Raw genomic sequence first — 22,082 nt, forward strand, 5'->3', positions numbered from 1 at the left:
TCGGGGGGTGTGGGGGGTCGCCCCCCCACCGCATACAGGTCTTCGTCTATGTGGTCCAGAGCTAGGCGGACGGCGCCTATGCCTACGGCTTCGTCGCCCAAGGCGGATGTTTCGATGCGGACGGGGGCGAGGCAGAGGGGGCGGACGTGGCGGCGTAGTTCGTCGACCAGCCGGTCGCCGGTGCGGGTGAGGGCGCCGCCGATGACGATCATTTCGGGGTCGATGGCGAGTGCCATGGCGGCGATGCCGCGGGCCATCCGGGCGGCGAGGCGTCGCACGAGGGTGAGGGCTTCGGGGTCGTCGTCGCGGGCGGCGGCGAGGACCGCTTCGGCTTCGGCTTCGCAGCCGGGGTGGCTGATGGGGGTGCCGGTGAGGGCGGCCATCGTGTCGCGGAGGCCGAGTTCGGGGAGCATGCCGACTTCGCCGGCGGCGCCGGAGCGGCCGCGGTGGAGGCGTCCGCCGATGACGGCGCCGATTCCGGTGTGGAGTCCGGCCAGCACGTAGATCAGGTCGTCGGTGCCGGTGGCGATGCCGCGCCAGCGTTCGCCCATGGCGGCGAGGTTGGCGTCGTTCTCGACGAGGACGGGGCAGGGGAAGGTACGGCCGAGTTCGCCTCCGAGGTCGAGGCCCTGCCATCCGGGGACGACCGTGCAGTGCGCGACACGCCCGTCGGCGTCGACGACGCCGGGGGTGCCGGCGGCGACGGCCCACAGGTCGGTGGGGTGGATGCCGGCGGCGTCGAGGCATGCCGTGGCGGCGGCGCGTACGGCGGCGAGCCGTTCGGGTGGCCGCCAGGTGAGGTCGAGGTCGGCGCGGTGGGAGCCGATGACCTGGCCGTTGAGGTCGGTGAGGAAGAGCTGGACCCGGTGCGCGTCGATGTCGAGGCCGAGTGCGTGGCCGGCGTCGGAGCGGAAGCGGTAGCGGCGGGCGGGGCGGCCGAGTCCGGTGCCGGAGCGGGGCGCGACTTCGGTGACGAGGCCGCGGTCGGCCAGTTCGGACAGGACGCCTTCGGTGGTGGGGCGGGAGAGCCCGATGGCGCGGGCCAGTTCGCTGAGGGTGGGTTCGCCGCCGCCGCGGAGCGCGCGCAGTGCCGCGGCGGAGTTGAGCCTGCGGAGGACCGAGGGGTCGCTCCCATGCAGCGAGATCTCGGGCACGGCACCTCTTGCTCGGTTCGGGGGTCTTGACAGGGGCGGGCGGACCATGGAGATTTATGCCAACCTACTTACGAAAGTTACTTTCGTAAAGTTGGCCCAGCTCAGAGTGCATCAGAGGGCAGGTGACCGTTGTCAGCGGAACCCAGTGGGCCCACGGTCGCGGTCGTGGGCGCAGGACTGCGCGGGACGGGCTACGCCCGCCGGATCCGGGACGCGACGCGCGGCCGGGTGGTGGCGGTGGCCGAGCCCGACCGGTGGCGGCGCGAGCGGTTCGCCGCCGAGCACGCGATCCCTCCGGACCGCGCGTTCGCGAGCTGGACCGACCTGAGGGACGCGGGGCGGCTCGCGGACGGGGCGATCATCGCGACCCAGGACGCCGAGCACGCCGAGCCCGCGGTGCGGCTGGCCGGGCGGGGTTACCACATCCTGCTGGAGAAGCCCATGGCCACCACCGAGGCGGACGCGGAACGGGTGGTGACGGCGGCCGAGCGCGCCGGGACGATGCTCGCGGTCTGTCACGTGCTCCGTTATACGCCCTATACCCGGAGAATCCGGTCACTGTTGAGCGAAGGGCGCATCGGCACCCCGATCAACGTCCAGCATCTGGAGCCGGTCGGGTGGTGGCATCACGCGCACTCGTACGTCCGCGGCAACTGGCGGCGGGAGGACGCCTCCGGCCCGATGCTGATGACCAAGTCGGTGCACGACATCGACTGGATCATCCATGTGCTGGGCGAGCGTCCGTCCCGGGTGGGCTCGTTCGGGCGGCTCTCGCACTTCCGGCCGGAGAACCGTCCGGAGGGGGCCGCCGACCGCTGCCTGGACTGCGCGATCGAGGACGGCTGTCCGTACTCGGCCAAACGGCTCTACCTGTCCCGCCTCGGCGCACCCGGGCAGGAGGTCTGGCCGGTCAGCGCGATCACCCACGACTTCACCGAGCGGGGCGTCATCGCGGCGCTGCGCGACGGCCCGTACGGGCGCTGCGTGTACGCCTGTGACAACGACGTGGTGGACCACCAGGTGGTGAGCATGGAGTTCCCCGCCGGCGCCACCGCCACCTTCACCATGGTCGCTTTCTCCCCGTACGCGCAGCGGCAGACCCGCATCTTCGGGACGGCCGGCTGCCTGGAGGGCGACGGCGTGCGCATCACGCTGCGCGACTTCGCCACCGGCGAGGTGGAGACGCTGGAGTCCACCAGGCAGGGACCCGACGGCCGGCACGACGCCGCCGACGAGGCCCTGGCCGACGCCTTCGTCGAGGCCCTCGCCTCCGGCGACCCCGCACCGCTTCTTTCCGACGGGCGCGAGAGCCTCGACTCGCACCGTGTCGTCTGGGCGGCCGAACGGGCGCGCCACGCGGGATCGGTCGTCGACATCGCCCTCCCCGAGGGCCTCCCCCCGCAACCCCCCGCGAGAGGTATCGCGACCCCATGAGCCTCCGCAGAAGCACCAGGCGACCGCGCGCGACTTCATCCAGTACATCGTGAGCCTGGACGTGCAGCGCGAGTACGGCAAGGAGCAGTCGTTCCCGCTGTCGCGCAGCGCGCTGTACGACGACGCAGAGATGATCAAAAAGTATCCGTACCTGCCGACGCTGAAGGCCGGGATGGGGGCCGCCCGCCCACGCCCGGTGGTGGTCAGGTACAACGAGGTGACGGCCGCGATCCAGGATCACGTCACCGCCGCGATCACCGGGAGGAAGAGCGTGGACCAGGCCGCCTCCGACCTCCAGGGCGCGCTCTCCGGCCTGACCGGCTGACCGGGGTGCCCGGCGGGTGCGGCGCGTCGGCCGTACCCGCCGGGTCCTGGTTCTACTTGCGGTAGGTGAGGCCGTACCCGAAGGGGAACAGCGGCTTCTGGCCGTCACCGCGGTTGATGGGCTGCTGGGAGGCGCTCTTCATCCAGGTGGACGGGAGCTTGCCGGTGGGCTTGGTGACGCCGAACAGCACGTCGGCCACGCCGCGTCCCTCGGTGCCCGGCAGCCACGCCGCGAGCAGCGCGTCCCACTTGGGCAGCTCGGCCGCGATGTCCAGCGGCCGTCCCGAGACCAGCACGACGATCACCGGCACGCCCGAGGCGCGCAGCCGCTCGATCGTCGCCAGGTCCTCGGCGTCCAGGCCCATCGCTCCCGGCCGGTCGCCCTCGAACTCGGCGTACGGGGTCTCGCCGACGACCGCGATGGCCGCCTTGTACGAGCCGTCGATCCCCGTGCCGTCCTTGCTGTAGGTGACGGTGCTGGACCGGCCGGCGGTCTGCCTGATCCCCTCCAGGATCGTGGTGCCCGGGGTGATCGGGCCGGACGAGCCCTGCCAGGTGATGGTCCAGCCGCCGCTCTGGTTGCCGATGTCGTCGGCGTTCTTACCGGCCACGAAGATCTTGTTGTCGCGCCGGTCGAGCGGCAGCACCCCGCCCTTGTTCTTCAGCAGCACCTGGCTCTTGGCCACCGCCTGCCGCGCCAGCGCGCGGTGCTGCGGGCTGCCCACCGTGCGGGTGTAGCGGCGGTCGGTGAAGGGCCGCTCGAACAGGCCCAGCTCGATCTTCTTGGTGAGGATCCGCCGGTTGGCGTCGTCGATCCGCGACATCGGCACCCGCCCGGCCCGCACCTCGGCCTTGAGCGTGTCGATGAACGCGCGCCACTCCTGCGGCACCATGAACATGTCGATGCCGGCGTTGACGGCGGTGCGGACCTCCTCGGGGGTGAAGCCGGGCTGCCCGTCGATCTGGTCGATGCCGTTCCAGTCGGAGATGACGAAGCCGGAGAAGCGCAGCTCACGCTTGAGCACATCGGTGATCAGGTACTTGTGGCCGTGCAGCTTGACGCCGTTCCAGGAGCTGAAGCTGATCATCACCGAACCCACGCCGCGCTTGATCGCCGCGCGGAACGGCAGCAGGTGGACGCGCCGCAGCTCGGCCTCGGACAGCCGGGTGTCGCCCTGGTCGACGCCGCCGGCCGTCCCGCCGTCGCCGACGTAGTGCTTGGCGGTGGCGAGGATGGACGTGGGGCTGCCGCCCAGCCGGTGGCCCTGGATGCCGTCGATGATCGAGGACATCTGCGAGGGCAGCTCGGGCACCTCGCCGTAGGACTCGTAGGTGCGTCCCCAGCGGTCGTTGCGGGCGACGCACAGGCAGGGCGCGAAGTCCCAGTCCAGTCCGGTGCCGGCGACCTCCTCGGCGGTGGCGGCGCCGATCCTGCGCGCCAGCTCGGGATCGCGGGTGGCGCCGAGGCCGATGTTGTGCGGGAAGATCGTCGCGCCGACCACGTTGTTGTGGCCGTGCACGGCGTCCACCCCGTAGATGATCGGGATGCGCAGCGGGGTGGCCAGCGCGGCGCGCTGGAAGCCGTCGTACATGTCCGCCCACGCCTCGGGGGTGTTGGGCGTCGGCACGGACCCGCCGCCGGACAGGACCGACCCGAGCCGGTAGCGGGTGATGTCGTCGGCAGTGACGCTGCCTCGCTCGGCCTGCGTCATCTGGCCGATCTTCTCGTCCAGGCTCATCCTGGCGAGCAGGCGCTCCACCCTGTCCTTGACCGGGCGCCTGGTGTCCTGCCAGGCGGTTCCGGTGTCGGCCACCGCGGCGCCGCCGGTGAGCGACAGCGTCAGGATGGTGATCAAGCCGAGCATGAGGGCCCGGGGTGGGCTGCGGTGCATCGTCGCCTCCGCTCAGGGGGTGGGACAACGGGGGTTGGCGGGGACGGGCGGATTTGTCTTCCGCCCCAACAAATAGCAACGTAGGTCGCTCCACGGCCACGCCGAAGGCCCTGGCCGATAACGGCCAGGGCCTTCCCGCGTGGTCCGCCCGACCACGTGCGCTGGTACGGACGGCGACTGTCGAACGCTCTCTACCTGCGCTCGTTCCCCCCGGCGGGCGCCTCCTCCGGGGGCGCGGCGGGCGCCTCCTCCGGGGGCGCGGAGGGCGCCTCCCCGGACGCCGCGGACTTCTCCAGTTCACCGTTGTGGGCGACGTCGATGCGCTCCTTGCGGATCTGATCCCGTACGGTCTCCTCTCCGGCGACGCGCTCGGCCCGCGCCCGGATCCGCTCCACCGGGAACGTCTCCTTGGTGACCACCGGGCGCTCCGCGCGCAGGATGATCTCGCGTTCGTCCTCGGCGATCCGGTACCGGCCCTCGCCGTCGGCGGCCTCGCCGTCCGGGATCGGCTCACGCTCGATGCGCAGCTCCTCCCGGTACACCGGGACGGTCCGCTCGACCTCCTCGACCTCGATCCGCTTGCGCAGCGTGACCCGCTCGTACTCGTGCACTTCGGTGCCGACGTGCAGGCGCTCCTCCGACAGGGTCAGCTCGACCATGCCGTCCTCGCCGACCTTGCCCGTACCGCCGCGCTCCCCGGCCACCCGGCCGTGCGCCGCGTCCACCGCCTCCTTCTTGGCGGACGGTCCCGGCTTGGCCGAAGGCCGCTGCCGCTTGCCGGAGGACCGCCCCCGCTTGGCGGGGGCCTCCTGGTCGGCGGGCTCGGTGCTGGCCGCCGGTCCCCTGTCGGACGCCTGGTTCCGGGACGCCTGCGTACCACCTTCACGCGCGGTGCCCACCTGGTCGGGCACCGGCTCGTTCTGCTGCGGCGCGCGCAGGCCGTAGTAGCGGTAGAGATCGGCGACCTGCTCCCGCGAGAGGTGCTGGTCGGCGTCCACATGAGGGGCGTGCTTCACCTTGTCCTTGTCGTACGGGATCGTCAGGACCTCGCCCGTGTGCCGGGCGTCGGCCAGCGGCACGAAGCTCTCCTTCGTCCCGAACCGCCCGGTGTGGACCTTGACCCACTCCGGCTGCCCCGACACGTCGTTGAGATAGACCTGCCTGACCGTCCCGATCTTGTGCCCGGAACCGTCGGTCACCTCGCTGTCCATCAGATCCTTGACACTCGCCTGTGTCTGCACGCGAAACACCCCTGTTCCCGCCACCATCGAGCGGGGCTTCCCCCCGTAGCCGTACTCCGATTCCGGAGTTGTCTGACTACGTTCTGTGTTTCCGCTGACGATCACGGTAAACACGGCGCCCGGCGAGAACCACCCGCCCCGGGAGTCCCTCGCTCCGCAACGCCTGGAGTGGAGGAGACCTACGCTGGGGTCACCGGCCCGGCTCGGGGGTGTCCAACGCGACCCGCAGAGCACGCAGCGCGTGATAGACCCGCGCCTTGACCACGTCCACGGGGATGCCCAGCGACACGGCGGCCTCGTTGACCGACCGCTCGCGGAAGACGGTCTCGTTGAGGATCTCCCGGTGCGCCGACGGCAGAGCCCGGAAGGCCCGGGCGACACTCACCGGCCGCACCTGTTCTCCCGACGGCCGGGACAGGTACGCATCGATGTTCTTGCCCGTTCGCAGTGCCACGCCCCGAACCTCGCACCCCCGGGCCCCCGGCGACACCCGCTTATGGCGGCGTTAAGGAACTGCTAATCGGCGTGTGCCGTGGGTGATCACGCGGTTCGGGAGGGTGATCGCGGGGTGGGGCTACGGGGTCTCTTCGTGGAGGGTGAGGAGGGTGTAGGCGGCCAGGGTCGAGTCGTCGGTGATGTGGCCTTCGCGGATGAGGCGTTTGAACTCGGCGCGGGTGACGAAGCGCTGGCACATGTCCTGTTCCTCGACTTCGCGGGCGGCCTCGCCCGGTCGCAGGTCGGTGGCGAGGAAGACGTGGAAGCCCTGGGTGCTGGTGCCGTGGCTGGCGTGCAGGAAGCCGAGCGGGGTCAGGGTGCCGGCGCGGAAGCCGGTCTCCTCGGCCAGTTCGCGCCTGGCCAGGTCCTCCGGGTCGCCGAGGCGGCCGTCGGGGTAGGTGCCCTGCGGGAAGTTCCAGGTGCGGCGGCCGACCGGGTAGCGGTACTCCTCCACGAGGTGGAAGCCGTCGTTCTCGGCGGGGATCACCAGGGCGAAGTCGCTCTTCTCGACCACGCCGTAGATGCCTTGGGAGCCGTCGCCGCGCTCGATCCGGTCCTCGCGGACGCGCATCCAGCGGTTCTCGTACACCACCCGAGTGGAGAGCCTTCGGATCATCTCCGCCTTCCTTTCGCCGTTCGGTCCATCTGATCACGCGGGACATGGCGAACAGCGGACGGAGCGGGACAGGGACGACGGAATGATGGTTGAATCCTTCGGTATGTGGCCCGCGTCACAAAGATCGTTGCCATGGCTGCGGTGGTACGGGCCGGGGGTGCCGCACGAGGTGAACGTCCCGGACATCCCCGTCACGCGGCTGCTGGACGACGCCGCCGAACGCTTTCCGCGCCGCCCCGCCCTGCACTTCTTCGGGCGCACGGTGCGGTACCGCGAGCTGCGCGAGGCCGCCGACCGGTTCGCCGCGGGACTGCACCGGCTCGGCGTGCAGCCGGGCGACCGGGTCGCGCTGATCCTGCCGAACTGCCCGCAGTACGTGGTGGCGTTCTTCGGGATCCTGCGGCGCGGCGCGATCGCGGTGCCGCACAACCCGCTCTACACCGCCGAGGAGCTGGGCCACCAGCTCGCCGACTGCGACGCGCGCGTCGCCGTCGTGCTGGATCGTTCCTATGCGACGCTGCGGGCGGCTCGGGCGATGGCGCCGCTCGACCATGTCATCGTGGCGTCGCTCATCGACGATCTGCCGTGGACGAAGCGGCTGCTGCTACGGTTGCCGCTGCTCCAGACGCAGCGGCGCAGGGCCCGGCTGACCGCCGACGTCCCGGACGACCCCGGGATCGTGCCGTACTCGGAGATGCTGCGGCCGCCGAACCGGCGGGTGCGGCCGTTCCGGGTGGACCCCTCCCGGCACCTGGCCACGATCAGTTACACCGGCGGGACGGAGGGACGTCCCAAGGGCGCGATGCTGACCCACCGCAACCTGGTCGCCAACGCCTGCCAGCACCACGCGTGGGACACCGAGGGGCGCGAGGGCCGGGAGGTCACGCTGGCGGTCCTGCCGCTGTTCCACTCGTTCGGGCAGACCGCCGGGCTGATCGCGCCGCTGATGCGGGCGGGGGCGATCGTGCTGCTGCCCCGCTTCGACCCCGACCAGCTGATCAAGGCGATCCACCGGTACAAGATCACGCTGTTCCCCGGTGTGCCGACGCTGTACGACCAGGTGCTGGACAACCCGCGGCTGCGCCGGGCCGCGGTGACCCGGATCCGGGCGTTCGTCTGCGGGGCGTTCGCGGTGAGCCCGCGGACGATCGAGCGGATCCGCGCGCTCGGCGGCCACAAGCTGGTCCAGTGCTACGGGCAGACCGAGGCGTCCCCGGCGCTGACCGCCAACCCGATCGGGCCCGAGGCGCGCAGCTGGACGGTCGGGGTGCCGCTGCCCAGCACCGACGCGGTGATCGTGGACCCGGACGAGCCGACCCGCGTGCTGCCGTACGGCGAGCCGGGCGAGCTGGTGGTCCGGGGGCCGCAGGTGTTCGCGGGCTACTGGCGGTCCCCGCTGGCCACCGCGCGGGTGCTGTCGAAGGGCTGGCTGCGCACCGGCGACATCGCGGTGATGGAACCGGACGGCTTCATCAGCGTCCTGGAGCGCCGCCGCGACATGATCAAGGTGAGCGGGTTCAGCGTGTTCCCCACCGAGGTGGAGGACGTGCTGCGCCGCCATCCCGCCGTCCACGACTGCGCGGTGACGGGCGCGCCGGACGAGCGCCGCGGCGAACGGGTGATCGCCCACGTGGTGGAGCATCCGGCGTACCCGTTCTCGGCGGAGGAGCTGCGGCGGCACTGCGAGAAGTACCTGGCGCACTACAAGGTCCCCGCCGAGTTCCGTCCGTGCCTGGACCTGCCGCGCAACCCTCTGGGAAAGGTGATCCGGCGGCGGCTGCGCGAGCCGCAGCCCGCGGTGGGCGGTGCCGGCCCGATCGGGTGATGGTTCACTGGTCGGGTGCATCCCGATGTCGAGTGCCTTGCCCGGATCGGGCGGGAGGCGCTTCCCGGCGGGGACGGCCCGGACGATCCGGTGGTCCTGTACGACCGGCACGGCGTGCTGGTCGTGCGGGTCGGGACGGTCGTCGTCAAGCTGCACCAGGCCGACCGCGACGGCGGGCCGCTGCTGGACCGCCGGATGCGGCTGGCCGGGGCGCTGCCCGGCCTGCTGCTCCCCCCGCTGGGGCCGCCACGGCGGATCGGCGGGCGGGTGGTCACCGTGTGGCCGTACGGCGAGCCGGTCGACCCGCGCCCCGGCTCGCCGGAGGGGCTGCCGTGGGAGGAGGGCGCCCGGCTCCTCGCCCGGCTGCACACCGCCGAGGTGCCGGAGGGCGCCCCGGAGTGGGGACGTCCGACACGGGTGGCACGGCTGGTGCGCGAGCTGGAGGACGGCCCCGCCGCCGGCGAGATCCGCCGCGCGTTCGCGACGCTGCCCGCGTGGATCCGGGACGGGTCCGGCCCGCCGGACGGCGGCGCGCGCAGGACGCTGTTGCACGGCGATTGGCACCTGGGCCAGATGGTCCGCGTCGAAGGCGCGTGGCGGCTGATCGACGTCGAGGACCTGGGGGCCGGGGACCCGGTATGGGACCTGGCCAGGCCCGCGGCGCTGTACTCGGCCGGCGTGCTCGCCCACGAGGACTGGACGCGGTTCCTGGACGCCTACCGGGCGTCCGGCGGCCCGGCCGTGCCCGCGGACGACGGCCTGTGGGCGGCGCTGGACGTGCCCGCGCGGGCACTGGTGATCCAAATCGCGGCGACGTGCGTCAAATCCGCACGGAAGGACGATCGGCCGCTGGACGGGGCGGAGCGGGCGCTCGTCGACACCTGCACACGAATCTCCAGCGTGGGGTCCCCGGAATGACGTGGCGTACGGGCTGCCCTACATTTAGCCTCTACCTGGGGATCCATACCGGAAGGACGACAAGGCGATGCACTGTCCCAAGTGTCGTGGCGTCATGCGGACCTACACCCGCAACGGCGTCCACATCGAGCAATGCGACAACTGCCGGGGGATCTTCCTCGACTACGGTGAGCTCGAGGCGCTGAGCCGCATGGAGGCGCAGTACCGGCCGGCGCCACCGCCGCCCGCCGCCCCCGCGTGGGGCGCACCCGCCCAGGTGCACCATCACCACCACGGCTCCCACCACCGCCCGTACGGCGGCGGTGTGTTCCACATGCTCTTCACGACCTGACCTGCCGTCCACGCGAAGGGACGCCCGCGGGAACGAAGCGATCCCGCGGGCGCCGCCTAGCGCGAAGTTCCTCCAGGCCGGAGTCCCTACAGGCGCGGGTCGACCGGCTCGGACTCCAGCGCGAGCACGGCGAAGACCGCCTGGTGGACGCGCCACAGCGGTTCTCCGGCGGCGAGCCGGGTCAGCGCCTCCTCGCCCAGCGCGTGCTCGCGCATCGCGAGCGACCTCTTGCGGCCCAGTGAACGGTTCCGCAGCCGCTCCAGGTGGACGGGTTCGGTGTAGTCGGGGCCGTAGATGATCCGCAGGTACTCGCGACCGCGGCACTTGATCCCCGGCTGTACCTTTCTGCCCTTAAGGCCGCCCTCAAGGGCGGCGTCCAGTGGCTTGACGACCATGCCTTCGGCCCCCTCGTCGGTGCTCCGCTCCCACCATCGGGTGACGCGGGCGACCGACTCCGGCGACCCCAGATCCACCTGGAACCAGGTGGTGTCTCGCAGCAGCCCGGACTCGTCCGCCGCGGTGAGTTTCGCGGCCGTCTCCATGTGCCAGTCATGGCCGCGCAGCATCGCCCAGGCGTTCCCCTCTCCGGCCAGGATCTGGAACGGGGCGAGCCTGATGCCGTCCAGGCCGTCGACCGTCCAGCAGTAGCGCGCGTAGGCGTCCCGGAAGAGGTCCGCGTTGGCGGCGCGCCGGTCGATGCGCTCGGCCAGGTCGCCGACGTCCAGTCCGCGCGAGGCGGCCCGCGCGAGCGCGGACGCGGCCATCGGCAGCGCGGCGCGGGCCGCCGCGCCGGTCGCCGCGTACTGCGTGCGGATCAGGTCCATCGCCTTGGCCGACCACGGCAGCAGCTCGCAGTCCAGCGCGAGCCAGCCGGTGTCCAGCTCGTCCCAGAGCCCGGCGGCGCCGATCGCCGACCGCACCCGGCCGAGCACCTCGGCGATACGGGCCGGGTCGCGGAAGAACGCCCGTCCCGTACGGGTGTAGACGGCACCGGTGGTGCCGTCGGTCACGCCGAAGCGTTCGGCGGCGACGCCCTCGTCGCGGCACACCACGACCACGGCACGCGAGCCCATGTGCTTCTCCTCGCACACCACCCGTTCCAGCCCGGCGTCCCGGTACTCCCCCAGCACCTCGGCGGGATGCTCCAGGTAGCCGTCGAGGGACGAGGTCTGGCCCGGCGCCATGGTCGGCGGCAGGTACACCAGCCAGCGGGGATCGACGGCGAACCGGCTCATCACCTCCAGCGCCGCGACGGCGTTCTCCTCGCGGACGGCGATCCGTCCCAGCAGCCGGGTCTCGACCCCTCCGGCGCCCAGCACGTCCTCGACCTTCAGGACGTCGCTCTCCCGGTGCCCGCCCGCCGCCGGCGCCTCGGGCTCGGCCGCGAACGGGCGCGCCGGCTCATACCAGACCTTCCGGGCGGGACGCGAGACCAGCTCGCGCTCGGGGTAGCGCAGCGCGGTGAGCCGCCCGCCGAACACCACGCCGGTGTCCAGGCAGATCGTGTTGTTGATCCACTCGGGGGCGGGGACGGGCGTGTGCCCGTACACCACCATCGCCTTGCCCCGGTAGTCCAGCGCCCACGGGTAGCGGACGGGCAGCCCGTACTCGTCGGTCTCGCCGGTGGTGTCGCCGTACAGCGCGAACGAGCGGACCCGTCCCGAGGCGCGGCCGTGGTAGTCCTCCTTGAGGCCGGCGTGCGCCACCACCAGCCGGCCCTGGTCGAGCACGTAGTGGCTGATGAGGCCGTCCATGAAGCGCAGCGCCCCGGCGCGGAAGTCCTCGGGCTCGGCCGCGAGCTGCTCCAGCGACTCGGCCAGTCCGTGCGCGACCTTCACCTTGCGGCCGCGCAGCGCCCGTACCAGCTTGGCCTCGTGGTTGCCGGACACGCACAGCGCCTGCCCGGCCTCGACCATCCCCATGACCAGGCGCAGCACGCCCGGCGTGTCGGGGCCGCGGTCGACCAGGTCGCCGACGAACACCGCGGTGCGGCCCCCGGGGTGGTGCGCCCCGACGGGACGGCCGAGCGCGTCCCGCTCGATCTCGTAGCCGAGGTCGCCGAGCAGGTCCTCCAGCTCGGCGCGGCAGCCGTGCACGTCCCCGACGATGTCGAACGGGCCGGTGAGGTCGCGCCTGTCGTTCCACGCCTTCTCGTAGACGATGGTCGCGGCGTCGATCTCCTCGGTGCCGGTGAGCACGTAGGACCGCTTGAACTCGCGGCTCTGCAGCGCCCGCAGGCCGCGGCGCAGCTCGCGGCGCTGCCGGGGGACCACGTGCGGCGGCAGTCCGGCCCGGTCGGCGCGGGCCGCGTTCCGCTCGGCGGCGACCCGTTCGGGCACGTCCAGGACGATCGCGACCGACAGCACGTCGTGGTCCTTGGCGATGCGCAGCAGCGGCTCGCGCGACTTGGGCTGGACGTTGGTGGCGTCCACGACGGTCAGCAGCCCGCGCCGCAGCCGCTTGCGGACGATGTAGTGCAGCAGGTCGAACGCGTCGCCGGTGGCCGTCTGGTCGTTCTCGTCGTCCGACACCATGGCCCGGCAGTGGTCCGAGGACACCACCTGGGTGGGCTTGAAGTGCTTCCGGGCGAAATGCGACTTGCCCGAGCCGGACACGCCGACCAGCACGACCAGCCCCATCTCGGGGATCTTGATCGTCGGTCCCGGCCTCGCGGGCGGGGCCGACCCCTCATGCTCCCCGGCCGTGGGCATGCCTTCGTTCCGCTCGATCATGCTCCTCCGGCCTCCTTGGTGAAGACGCCCATCTGCGTGGGGGCGCCGACCTCGGGATCGTCGTCGCCGACCCCCACGATGCGCACGCCGTAGCCGAACGCCGCGCCGACACGGCGGGCCCAGTCGGCGAACTCGGCGCGCGTCCACTCGAAGCGGTGGTCGGGATGCCGCATCGCGCCCTGGTCGAGCCCCTCGTAACGCACGTTGTATTCGGCGTTCGGGGTGGTGACGATCACGACCCGCGGCTTGGCGTCGCCGAACACGACGCGCTCCACGGCGCCGAGCCTGGGCGGGTCGATGTGCTCGATCACCTCCATCAGCACGGCCGCGTCGTACCCGCGGAACCGCTCGTCGGTGTAGGTGAGCGCGCCCTGGTGGATCTCCACGCGCGGCACGCGGTCGGGACCGTACGGGTCGGGCAGGCGGCGGCGGTGCGCGATCTGGACGGCCCGGTACGAGACGTCCACGCCGGTGATCTTCTCGAACCCGTCGTCCTGCTTGAGCCTGGCCACCAGCTTGCCGGTGCCGCAGCCCAGGTCGATGACCCGCCGGGCCCGCTCGGAGCGCAGGGTCTCCAGCACCGCCTGGATGCGGCGTTCGGCCAGCGGCACGGGAGGCGGCGCCGCCCGCGCGTCCTCCTCGGCCTCGGGCGTCTCCGGGACCGGGCCGAACGCGCTCGGGTCGGCGGGAGGCGGCTCCTCGTCCAGCGGGTCGCGGTCGAGCGCGTCCTCGGGCGCGTCGTCGGCGTCGGCGAGCCGGCCCAGCGCGGCGCGTACGAGGCCGCGCCGGTTCGCCAGGTAGCGGCGGGTGATGACCCCCCGGTCGGGATGCTTCGCCAGCCAGCCTTCGCCCGCCCTGATCAGCTTGTCCACCTCGTCGGGCGCGATCCAGTAGTGCTTGGCCTCGTCCAGGACGGGCAGCAGCACGTACAGCTGGTTGAGCGCGTCGGCCAGCCGCGTCTCGCCGGACAGCCGCAGCGTGACGTACCGCGAGTCGCCCCACTCGGGGAAGGACGGGTCGAGCGGCACGCGTTCGGCCTCCACCGTCCAGCCGAGCGGCGCGAAGAAGCGTTCGGCCTGCCGGGGACCGCCCCGGCAGGGCAGCGCGGGCAGGACGATCTCCAGCGGCAGCGGGCGCGCGGCCAGCTCGGGCCGCGGCTCGCAGCGCCCCCGCATGGCCGTGCGGAACGTGTTGGCCATCGCCGAGGCCAGCAACGAGGACGCCGCGTAGGGCCGGTCGTTGACGTACTGGCCGAGGGAGAAGTCGGGAGTGCCCTTGCCGCGTGTGCGCACCAGTTTGACCGGGTCGACGTCCAGCAGCAGCGCGGCCGTGCACCGCTCCCGGCTCGCCTCCGGGTAGAAGACGTGGGCGGTGCCGAACGACTGGCCGAACGCCTGGACGCGGTCGGGATGCTTGTGCAGCAGGAACCCCAGATCCGACGCCGGAGGCAGGGTCGTGGTGATCGTCATAAGCACGTCCTCAGTGTGTCGGACCCACCTCGGCCCGCTCGAACCATTTCCACGGAAAAGCGTTTGCCGCCGCGCGCCGCCGGTCCGGAGAATCCGTCGTGACATGAGCAGACATCCACGCAGGATGGTCGCCCGGGAGACGGTGGACATCCTCGAACGCGGCGACTACCGGGCGCCCTCGGGCCGCACGGTACGCATCGCCGACGCACTGGCCTTGTCCATCGGCGACACCGTGCTGTACACGCCGGCGGAACTGAACGGGCTCCTCGCGGCGGCGCGGCGGGCCCGGGGCCCGGAGTTCGCGACGCGGATCGAGGTCACCGACGAGACGACCCTGGCGGCGGCGCGGCGGCTCGGCGACCCCGGACAAGTGCCGCTGGCGCTGAATTTCGCGTCCGCGAAGAACCCCGGCGGCGGATTCCTGAACGGCGCGCACGCCCAGGAGGAGGGCCTGGCGCGCTCGTCCGGGCTGTACGCGTCGCTGCGGGCGGCGCCGGAGTTCTACGCCTTCCACCGCGAGCAGCGCGACCTGCTTTACAGCGACCACATGATCTATTCACCGAACGTGCCGGTGTTCCGCGACGACTCCGGGCGGCTGCTGGAGGAGCCGTACCCGGTCGCGTTCCTCACCTCGGCCGCGCCCAATTGCGGCGCCATCCGCGACAAGGACAAGGCCGAGCGGATCCCGGCCGCGCTGGCGCTGCGGGCGCGCAAGGTGCTGGCGGCGGCGCTCGCGCACGGCCACCGGCGGCTGGTGCTGGGCGCGTGGGGCTGCGGCGTGTTCCGCAACGACCCGCATGAGGTCGCGGGCGTGTTCGCCGAGGCGCTCCGTCCCGGCGCCGAGTTCGCGGGACGGTTCGAGCACGTGGTGTTCGCGGTCTGGGACACCGCGCAGGGCTCGCCCAGGCGCGCCGCGTTCCAGGAGGTCTTCGCCGGCCTCGTCACCGCCTGACGGACGCCGGTGCCGGGAGAGCGCGTGGCGGCCCACCCGGCACCGGCGGTCACGCGGACGGCACCGCCGGAGCGTGATCGTCCGTGGCGCGCTCAGACCTTCGCCATGACCTCGGAGGCCAGCAGCTCCAGGTGGTCGAGGTCGTGCAGGTCGAGAACCTGGAGGTAGAGGCATTCGGCGCCCAGCCCGGCGAAGGTGCCGATCTTCTCCACCAGTTCGTCCGGGGTGCCCGCCAGGCCGTTCTCGCGCAGCTCGGACACCTCGCGGCCGATGGCGTCGGCCCGCCGCTTCACCTCGGCCTCGTCCCGGCCGCAGCACACCACCTGCGCCGCCGAGTAGACCATCGGCTTGGTGCGTCCCGCCTCATGGCAGGCGGCCCGCACCCGGTCGAAGGCCGCCCCCGTCTCGCGCGGATGGGCGAACGGCACATTGAACTCGTCGGCGTGGGCCGCGGCCAGCCGCGGGGTGCGCTTGGCGCCGAGACCGCCGAGCAGCACCGGCGGCCCCTCGGGACGGACGGGCTTGGGCAACGCAGGCGATTCCGCGAGCCGGTAGTAGCGGCCCTCGAAGTCGTAGGTCTGGCCCGGAGGCGTCCGCCACAGCCCGGTGATGATCTCCAGTTGCTCCTCGAAGCGGTCGAACCGTTCCCGCAGGCCGGGGAACGGGATGCCGTAGGCGGTGTGCTCGGCGTCGTACCAGCCGGTGCCGATGCCGAAGTCGATCCTCCCGCCGCTCATCTGGTCGACCTGCGCCACGGCGATGGCCAGCGGGCCGGGCAGCCGGAAGGTGGCGGCGCTCATCAGCGTGCCCAGCCGGATCCGGCTGGTCTCCCGGGCCAGCCCCGCCAGCGTGATCCAGGCGTCCGTGGGACCGGGCTCGCCGGACACGTCACCCATCTTGAGGTAGTGGTCGGAGCGGAAGAAGGCGTCGAAGTTCAGGTCCTCGGCCGCCTTGGCGACCGCGAGCAAGGTCTCGTACGAGGCCCCCTGCTGGGGCTCGGTGAAGATCCGGAGTCGCATGATCCCATCCTCGTACGTACGGGGACCCGCGCGCGTCACGGGGGCGGAAATCTCCACTGAAGAAGGGTCAGAGGGGCCGGCCGGGCAGCGCGGCGACGAGCACGGGCATCAAAGCCGCGCATCGTTCACGGAGGCTGAGGCCGGGGTCGCCGAGGGCGCGCGCGCCGGAAGGCGGACGGTGACGATCAGGCCGCCACCCGGACGCGGGCGCGCGGTCACCGTCCCGCGATGCGCGGTCGCGACGGCGCGGACGATCGACAGGCCGAGCCCCGCGCCACGGTCCGAGCGCACCCTGTCCTGCCGCAGCCGCCGGAACGGCTCGAAGATCGTCTCGATCTCGTAGGGCGGGACGACCGGCCCGGTGTTGGCCACCACCAGCTCCGCCTCCCCGTCGCGGCGGCCCGTGGAGACCCACACCTCGCCGCCGTCGTGGTTGTGCCGCACCGCGTTCTCCACCAGGTTCTGGGCGAGCCGTTCCACCAGCACGGGATCGCCGTCCGCGGGCGCCGGCGCGGTGCCGGCGTGGACGGTCACGTCCCGCGCGTCCGCCTCGGCGGCGGCCTGGCCGAGCACGTGGTCCATCACGTCGGCCAGGTCCAGCGGTGCCGTGGCGGTCACCGCGTTCTCCCCGCTCGCCAGGGTCAGCAGCCCGTCGATGAGCCGCTCGTGCCGCCCGTTCACCACCAGCAGCGCCTCGCCGAGCCGCCGCACGTCCTCGCTCGCGTCGGGACGCCGCAACGCCACGTCCACCAGCGTCCGGTTGATCGCCAGCGGGGTGCGCAGCTCGTGCGAGGCGTTGGCGACGAACCGGCGCTGCCCGTCGAACGCGCGGTCCAGCCGCTCCAGCATCGTGTCGAAGGTGTCGGCGAGCTCCTTCACGTCGTCCCGCGGCCCGGTGTAGGCGATCCGCTCGGTGAGGTTGTTGCCCTGCGCCACCCGTCGCGCGATCTCGGTGATCCGGTTGACGGGGCGCAGCGCGCGGTCGGCCAGCAGCCACCCGAACCCCACCGCCGCGGCGCTGACCACGCCCAGCGCGATACCGCCCTGGGTGAGCAGCGTCCGCATCGTCTCCCGCTGGTGGTCCCTGCGGTCGGCCACCAGTATGCCCCGCACCTCGGAGCGGGTGATCTTCCCGTCCGGCGGCACGCCCGGCCGCGCCTGTCTCGCGACGATCGGGGCGGCGGCGGTCCCGCCGCGCTGGAAGCCGACGGGCTCCTCGATCCTCTGCAGGCTGTTCTGGACCAGAAGGTAGGTGAGCGACAGCAGGACGATGCCCGCGGCGATGAACAGGCCGCCGTACAGCAGCGTGAGCCGCACCCGGATGGTGGGCCGGAAACCCTGGACGGCGGCGGACAGGGACGCGGAGGTCATGGAATGCGGTACCCCACTCCAGGAACGGTCTCGATGATGGGCGGGTCGCCGAGCTTGCGGCGCAGCTTCATCACCGTGACCCGGACGGTGTTGGTGAACGGGTCGGTGTGCTCGTCCCACACCTTCTCCAGCAGCCGCTCGGCCGACACGACCGCGCCGCCCGCGCGCAGCAGCTCGGCCAGCACCCCGAACTCCTTGCGCGCGAGATGCAGGTACCGGCCGTCGCGGTAGACCTCGTGGCGGGCCGGGTCGAGCCGCACCCCGGCGCGTTCCAGCAGCGGCGGGTCGGCGGGACGGGCGCGCCGGCCCAGCGCGTGGATCCTGGCCACCAGCTCCTCGAACGCGAACGGCTTGGTCAGGTAGTCGTCGGCGCCGAGCCGCAGCCCGTCCACCCGCGCCGGGACGGTGCCGGCGGCGGTCAGCATCAGCACCCGCACGTGCGCGCCCGACTCCACCACGGCCCGGCACACGTCGTCGCCGTGCACCACCGGCAGGTCGCGGTCCAGGATCAGCACGTCGTAGTCGTTGACGCCGAGGCGTTCCAGCGCGGCGTCACCGTCGTTGACCACGTCCACCGCGAGCGCCTCCGCCCGCAGGCCCTCGGCGATCAGGTCGGCCAGCATCCGCTCGTCCTCGGCGATCAGTATCCGCACGTTCCTTCCCGTCCCCTCGTGCCCGCCCACGGCCGGCGGCGCGCGTCCGCGGATCAGCGTGCCGCAACGGGCGTAACGCGGGCATAACCCGAACCGGTTACGCCACGGTTATCCCTCAGCCGGTGGACTGCGGGGCGCCCGGCGGGCTCGCCGCCGGGACGCGACGAGGAGATCCACCATGCGACGACGAGGACCGATAACGCTGGTTCTGCTCATGCTGCTGGCGACGGCCACGCCCGCCTGCGGCAACAAGAACGGGGCGGCGACAACGGGCGCGAGCCGGCGGGCGGCGGCCAACGACCAGGAGAAGATGCGCCAGTACGCCAAGTGCATGCGGGCCAACGGCATCGACATGCCCGACCCGTCCGCGGAGGGCGGGCGCATCACGGTCGAACGCAGGCAGTCCGCCGATGCCATCAACAGGCAGAAGGCGCAGGCCGCGGAGAAGAAGTGCCGCCACCTGATGCCCAACGGCGGCAAGCCCGCCAAGCCCAAAGCCGAGCAACTCGCCGAGCTGCGGGCGATGGCCAAGTGCATGCGCGAGAACGGCGTCCCGTCCTTCCCCGATCCCAATCCCAACGGCGGCATCGTGATCAACCAGCAAGGGGGCGGCGGGCCCAAGATCAATCCGGACGACCCGGTCTTCAAGGCGGCCGAGAAGAAGTGCCGCCCCAAGGGCATGGACAAGCCCGCGCGTATCAGGAGGGGCGGATGAGCCGCGCCCGCGCCGTCGCCCTCAGCGCCGCGGGGGTGGTGGTCGCCGCCGGGGCCGGGCTGGCCACCGTGGGCCTCGGGGGCGGCGAGGCCCCGACCACCGGGCGCGGCGGCCTGCCGCCCGCCACGGCCCCGGTCGAACGCACGACGCTGGTCGAGACGCAGCAGGTCGACGGGACCCTCGGCTACGGCTCCACCCGTACCGCGACCACCTCGGGCGGCGGCACCGTGACCTGGCTGCCCGCCGCGGGCACCACGCTGCGGCGGGGGCGGGCCGCGTACAAGGTGGACAACCGGCCCGTGCCGGTGCTGTACGGGCGGCTGCCGGTGTACCGGACGCTGTCGCCCGGGATGGAAGGACCCGACGTCAAGCAGCTCGAACTCAACCTGCGCGCCCTCGGATACTCCGGTTTCACCGTGGACGAGGAGTTCGGTACCGCCACCGCCACCGCCCTGAAGGACTGGCAGGGCGACCTGGGCCTGCCGGAGACCGGCACGCTCGCCCCCGGCTCGGTGCTGATCGCGCCCGGTGAGATCCGGGTGGCCGAGCGCAAGACGAGCGTCGGCGAGCGGGCCGGCGGGCCCGTCTTCACCTACACGGGAACGGAGCGCCGGGTCATGGTCGACCTGGACGTCCAGTACCAGCGGCTCGCCAAGAAGGGCGCCAAGGTCACGATCGAGCTGCCCGAGGGCGGCACCCTTGAGGGCACCATCACGAACGTGGGCACGGTCGCCACGGCGGGCCAGGGGGACGACCCCGCCACCATCGACGTCACCATCGCGGTGCGCGGGCGGACGTCCGTCCCGTACGACCGCGCGCCCGTCCTGGTGAAGCTGATCGCGGAACGGCACGAGGGCGTGCTGGCCGTGCCGATCGGGGCGCTGCTCGCCCAGCCCTCCGGCGGCTACGCGGTCCAGGTCGTGGAGAACGGCCGGACGCGGACCCTCCCCGTCGAGACCGGCGTGTTCACCCAGGGCAAGGTCGAGATCTCCGGCCCCGGCCTGGCGGAGGGCATGAAGGTGGGGGTGCCCTCATGACCCCGGTGGTGGAGCTGCGGCAGGTCACCAAGACCTACCCCGGCGGCGTCACCGCGCTGCACTCGGTGAGCCTCACGATCGAGGCGGGCGAGCTGGTCGCGGTCGTCGGCCCCTCCGGCTCGGGCAAGTCCACCCTGCTGCACATGATGGGGACGCTGGACCGTCCTAGTGACGGCACCGTCCTGATCGGGGGACGGGACGTGGCGCGGCTGAGCGACCGGCGACTGTCCGGGCTGCGCGCCCGCCGCATCGGCTTCGTGTTCCAGGCGTTCCATCTCGCGCCCGGGGTCACCGCGCTCGGCAACGTCGCCGACGGGCTGCTGTACACGGGCCTTCTCGCCGGCCGACGCCGCGAGATGGCGCGTGAGGCGCTCGAACGGGTCGGCCTAGGCCACCGCGTCACCCACCGGCCGCACGAGCTGTCCGGCGGTGAACGGCAGCGGGTCGCGATCGCCCGCGCGGTCGCGGGGAGGCCGGAGCTGCTGCTGGCCGACGAGCCGACCGGCAACCTCGACTCGGCGTCCGGCGCGGGCGTGCTGGACCTGCTCAGGGAGCTGGCCTCCGGCGGCACCACCGTCGTCCTGATCACGCACGACCGCGACATCGCCGCCACCCTGCCGCGCCAGGTCCGCATGCACGACGGGCAGATCGTCCACGACGGCGCGGCGAGCTTGGAGGTGACGCGATGAGCGATTCGGCGCACACCGACGCCCCCTCCCGCCTCCTGCCCGGCGACGTGCTGCGGGTCGGGGCGGCCGGGCTGCGCGCCCGTCCCCTGCGGGTGGTCCTGTCCGCGCTGGGCATCGCCATCGGGATCGCCGCGATGATCGCGGTGGTGGGCATCTCGTCCTCCAGCCGTGCGCAGCTCCAGGCCACCCTCGACCGGCTCGGCACCAACCTGCTGACGGTCGCGCCGGGCAAGGACTTCTTCGGCGCGGACGCCGCGCTGCCACCGTCCGCGCCCGGCATGATCGCCCGGATTCCGCAGGTCGAGTCGGCCGCGTCCACCGGACGGGTCAAGAGCGCGCGGGTGTACCGCAACGACCACATGCCGGCGGGAGAGACCGGCGGCATCAGCGTCCTGGCCGCCGACCTCGGGCTGCCCCGCACCGTCGGCCTCACCATGGCCTCGGGAAGCTGGCTGAACGCCGGGACGGTCCGCTACCCGGCCGTCGTCCTGGGCTCGGCCTCGGCCGACCGGCTCGGCATCGCGGGACCCGGCCGGCAGGTGTGGCTCGGCGGCCAGTGGTTCACCGTCGTCGGGATCCTCGCGCCCAACCTCCTGGCCCCCGAGCTGGACTCCGCGGCCCTGGTCGGCCGGGACGTGGCGGCGGCCCGCCTCGGGTACGACGGCAACCCCACCACCATCTACACCCGGGCCAGGAAGGACTCGGTGGAGGCCGTCCGGGATCTGCTGGCCGCCACCGCCAACCCCGAGGCGCCCAACGAGACCGACGTCAGCCAGCCCTCCGAGGCGCTCGCCGCGGAGGCGGCCACGGACAGGGCCTTCACCGGGCTCCTGCTGGGCCTCGGCGCGGTGGCGCTGCTCGTGGGCGGGCTCGGCGTGGCCAACACCATGGTCATCTCCGTCCTGGAACGCCGCGCGGAGATCGGGCTGCGCCGTTCCGTGGGCGCCACCCGCGGGCACATCCGCGTCCAGTTCCTCACCGAGTCCCAGCTTCTGGCGGCCCTGGGAGGCACCGGAGGCGTGGCGCTCGGGACGGTGGTCACCGCCGTGTACGCCCTCAGCCGGGGCTGGCCGACCGTCGTCCCGGCATGGGCCATGGCCGGGGGCATCCTGGCCACCCTCCTCATCGGCGCCGTGGCCGGGCTCTACCCGGCGCTGCGCGCGGCGCGGCTCCCGCCCACCGAGGCGCTGGCCAGCCCTTGACCGGCCAGCCCTT

At 72.7% G+C, this 22,082-nt stretch carries 20 protein-coding genes; 10 read left to right on the plus strand and 10 right to left on the minus strand.

Annotation, left to right across the window (positions count from 1 at the left end; translation table 11 throughout):
• Positions 1-1,154 (minus strand): ROK family protein (locus tag ACGWYJ_RS12410; protein WP_395106058.1); only part of this gene is annotated, 1,154 nt, incomplete at its 3' end.
• A gap of 165 nt (positions 1,155-1,319) precedes the next feature.
• On the opposite strand from ACGWYJ_RS12410, the gene ACGWYJ_RS12415 reads away from it, so the two are divergent.
• Together ACGWYJ_RS12415 and ACGWYJ_RS12420 are read left to right on the plus strand one after the other, a co-directional pair.
• Positions 1,320-2,588 carry a Gfo/Idh/MocA family protein gene (locus ACGWYJ_RS12415; RefSeq protein WP_395106059.1) on the plus strand — a complete coding sequence of 423 codons (1,269 nt, stop codon included), beginning with the start codon at positions 1,320-1,322 and terminating at the stop codon, positions 2,586-2,588.
• 49 nt (positions 2,589-2,637) lie between these two features.
• The gene (locus ACGWYJ_RS12420; RefSeq protein WP_395106060.1) at positions 2,638-2,913 is read left to right on the plus strand and encodes a hypothetical protein; all 276 of its coding nucleotides are present in this window, start codon (positions 2,638-2,640) and stop codon (positions 2,911-2,913) included.
• Between the two features lie 52 nt (positions 2,914-2,965).
• Here the strand turns inward: ACGWYJ_RS12420 and ACGWYJ_RS12425 are convergent, their stop codons facing one another.
• The 4 genes from ACGWYJ_RS12425 to ACGWYJ_RS12440 all read right to left on the minus strand — a co-directional run bounded on the left by ACGWYJ_RS12425 (position 2,966) and on the right by ACGWYJ_RS12440 (position 7,156).
• Complete coding sequence (locus tag ACGWYJ_RS12425; protein WP_395106061.1) at positions 2,966-4,777, minus strand: glycoside hydrolase family 3 protein; 1,812 nt, start codon at positions 4,775-4,777, stop codon at positions 2,966-2,968.
• A gap of 218 nt (positions 4,778-4,995) precedes the next feature.
• Positions 4,996-6,072 (minus strand): YsnF/AvaK domain-containing protein, encoded by a 1,077-nt coding sequence (locus ACGWYJ_RS12430; RefSeq protein ID WP_395106062.1) that lies wholly within the window; start codon positions 6,070-6,072, stop codon positions 4,996-4,998.
• Between the two features lie 163 nt (positions 6,073-6,235).
• Positions 6,236-6,499, minus strand: coding sequence for a sigma factor-like helix-turn-helix DNA-binding protein (locus ACGWYJ_RS12435; protein ID WP_285695170.1), 264 nt, complete (start codon positions 6,497-6,499; stop codon positions 6,236-6,238).
• Positions 6,500-6,619: 120 nt separating this feature from the next.
• The gene (locus ACGWYJ_RS12440; protein ID WP_395106063.1) at positions 6,620-7,156 is read right to left on the minus strand and encodes an NUDIX domain-containing protein; all 537 of its coding nucleotides are present in this window, start codon (positions 7,154-7,156) and stop codon (positions 6,620-6,622) included.
• Positions 7,157-7,283: 127 nt separating this feature from the next.
• Here ACGWYJ_RS12440 and ACGWYJ_RS12445 point away from each other — a divergent pair, with 127 nt between their 5' ends.
• From ACGWYJ_RS12445 to ACGWYJ_RS12455, 3 genes are all read left to right on the plus strand, one after another.
• A complete protein-coding gene (locus ACGWYJ_RS12445) occupies positions 7,284-8,981 on the plus strand; it encodes an AMP-binding protein (RefSeq protein WP_395106064.1) in 1,698 nt (565 codons plus the stop codon).
• Between the two features lie 15 nt (positions 8,982-8,996).
• Positions 8,997-9,899 carry a phosphotransferase family protein gene (locus ACGWYJ_RS12450; RefSeq protein WP_395106065.1) on the plus strand — a complete coding sequence of 301 codons (903 nt, stop codon included), beginning with the start codon at positions 8,997-8,999 and terminating at the stop codon, positions 9,897-9,899.
• A 94-nt stretch (positions 9,900-9,993) separates the two neighbouring features.
• A complete protein-coding gene (locus ACGWYJ_RS12455; RefSeq protein ID WP_395106066.1) occupies positions 9,994-10,230 on the plus strand; it encodes a zf-TFIIB domain-containing protein in 237 nt (78 codons plus the stop codon).
• Positions 10,231-10,316: 86 nt separating this feature from the next.
• On the opposite strand, the gene ACGWYJ_RS12460 is transcribed toward ACGWYJ_RS12455, so the two are convergent.
• Complete coding sequence (locus ACGWYJ_RS12460) at positions 10,317-12,941, minus strand: polynucleotide kinase-phosphatase (RefSeq protein ID WP_395106168.1); 2,625 nt, start codon at positions 12,939-12,941, stop codon at positions 10,317-10,319.
• Positions 12,942-12,958: 17 nt separating this feature from the next.
• Entirely contained in the window at positions 12,959-14,431 is a 1,473-nt protein-coding gene (locus ACGWYJ_RS12465; protein WP_395106067.1) for a 3' terminal RNA ribose 2'-O-methyltransferase Hen1, read from the minus strand.
• 103 nt (positions 14,432-14,534) lie between these two features.
• Between ACGWYJ_RS12465 and ACGWYJ_RS12470 the strand changes: the two genes are divergently transcribed.
• Entirely contained in the window at positions 14,535-15,383 is an 849-nt protein-coding gene (locus ACGWYJ_RS12470; protein ID WP_395106068.1) for a TIGR02452 family protein, read from the plus strand.
• Between the two features lie 92 nt (positions 15,384-15,475).
• Here the strand turns inward: ACGWYJ_RS12470 and ACGWYJ_RS12475 are convergent, their stop codons facing one another.
• From ACGWYJ_RS12475 to ACGWYJ_RS12485, 3 genes are all read right to left on the minus strand, one after another.
• Positions 15,476-16,402, minus strand: a complete 927-nt coding sequence (locus tag ACGWYJ_RS12475) for an LLM class F420-dependent oxidoreductase (RefSeq protein WP_395106069.1) — start codon at positions 16,400-16,402, stop codon at positions 15,476-15,478.
• A 108-nt stretch (positions 16,403-16,510) separates the two neighbouring features.
• The gene (locus ACGWYJ_RS12480) at positions 16,511-17,773 is read right to left on the minus strand and encodes a sensor histidine kinase (RefSeq protein WP_395106070.1); all 1,263 of its coding nucleotides are present in this window, start codon (positions 17,771-17,773) and stop codon (positions 16,511-16,513) included.
• A complete protein-coding gene (locus ACGWYJ_RS12485) occupies positions 17,770-18,426 on the minus strand; it encodes a response regulator transcription factor (protein WP_285695158.1) in 657 nt (218 codons plus the stop codon). The genes ACGWYJ_RS12480 and ACGWYJ_RS12485 overlap by 4 nt, the downstream gene beginning before the upstream one ends.
• 178 nt (positions 18,427-18,604) lie before the next feature.
• Between ACGWYJ_RS12485 and ACGWYJ_RS12490 the strand changes: the two genes are divergently transcribed.
• The 4 genes from ACGWYJ_RS12490 to ACGWYJ_RS12505 are packed head-to-tail and all read left to right on the plus strand — an operon-like array spanning position 18,605 to position 22,069.
• Positions 18,605-19,141 carry a hypothetical protein gene (locus ACGWYJ_RS12490; RefSeq protein WP_395106071.1) on the plus strand — a complete coding sequence of 179 codons (537 nt, stop codon included), beginning with the start codon at positions 18,605-18,607 and terminating at the stop codon, positions 19,139-19,141.
• Positions 19,138-20,178: a peptidoglycan-binding protein gene (locus tag ACGWYJ_RS12495; RefSeq protein ID WP_395106072.1), complete on the plus strand. Its 1,041-nt coding sequence runs from the start codon at positions 19,138-19,140 to the stop codon at positions 20,176-20,178. The genes ACGWYJ_RS12490 and ACGWYJ_RS12495 overlap by 4 nt, the downstream gene beginning before the upstream one ends.
• Positions 20,175-20,867: an ABC transporter ATP-binding protein gene (locus ACGWYJ_RS12500; protein WP_395106074.1), complete on the plus strand. Its 693-nt coding sequence runs from the start codon at positions 20,175-20,177 to the stop codon at positions 20,865-20,867. The genes ACGWYJ_RS12495 and ACGWYJ_RS12500 overlap by 4 nt, the downstream gene beginning before the upstream one ends.
• Complete coding sequence (locus ACGWYJ_RS12505) at positions 20,864-22,069, plus strand: ABC transporter permease (RefSeq protein ID WP_395106075.1); 1,206 nt, start codon at positions 20,864-20,866, stop codon at positions 22,067-22,069. The genes ACGWYJ_RS12500 and ACGWYJ_RS12505 overlap by 4 nt, the downstream gene beginning before the upstream one ends.
• The last annotated feature ends 13 nt before the right edge of the window (positions 22,070-22,082 follow it).

This window comes from Actinomadura sp. SCN-SB (assembly GCF_043906805.1).
In the GTDB taxonomy this organism is placed as follows: Bacteria; Actinomycetota; Actinomycetes; order Streptosporangiales; family Streptosporangiaceae; genus Spirillospora.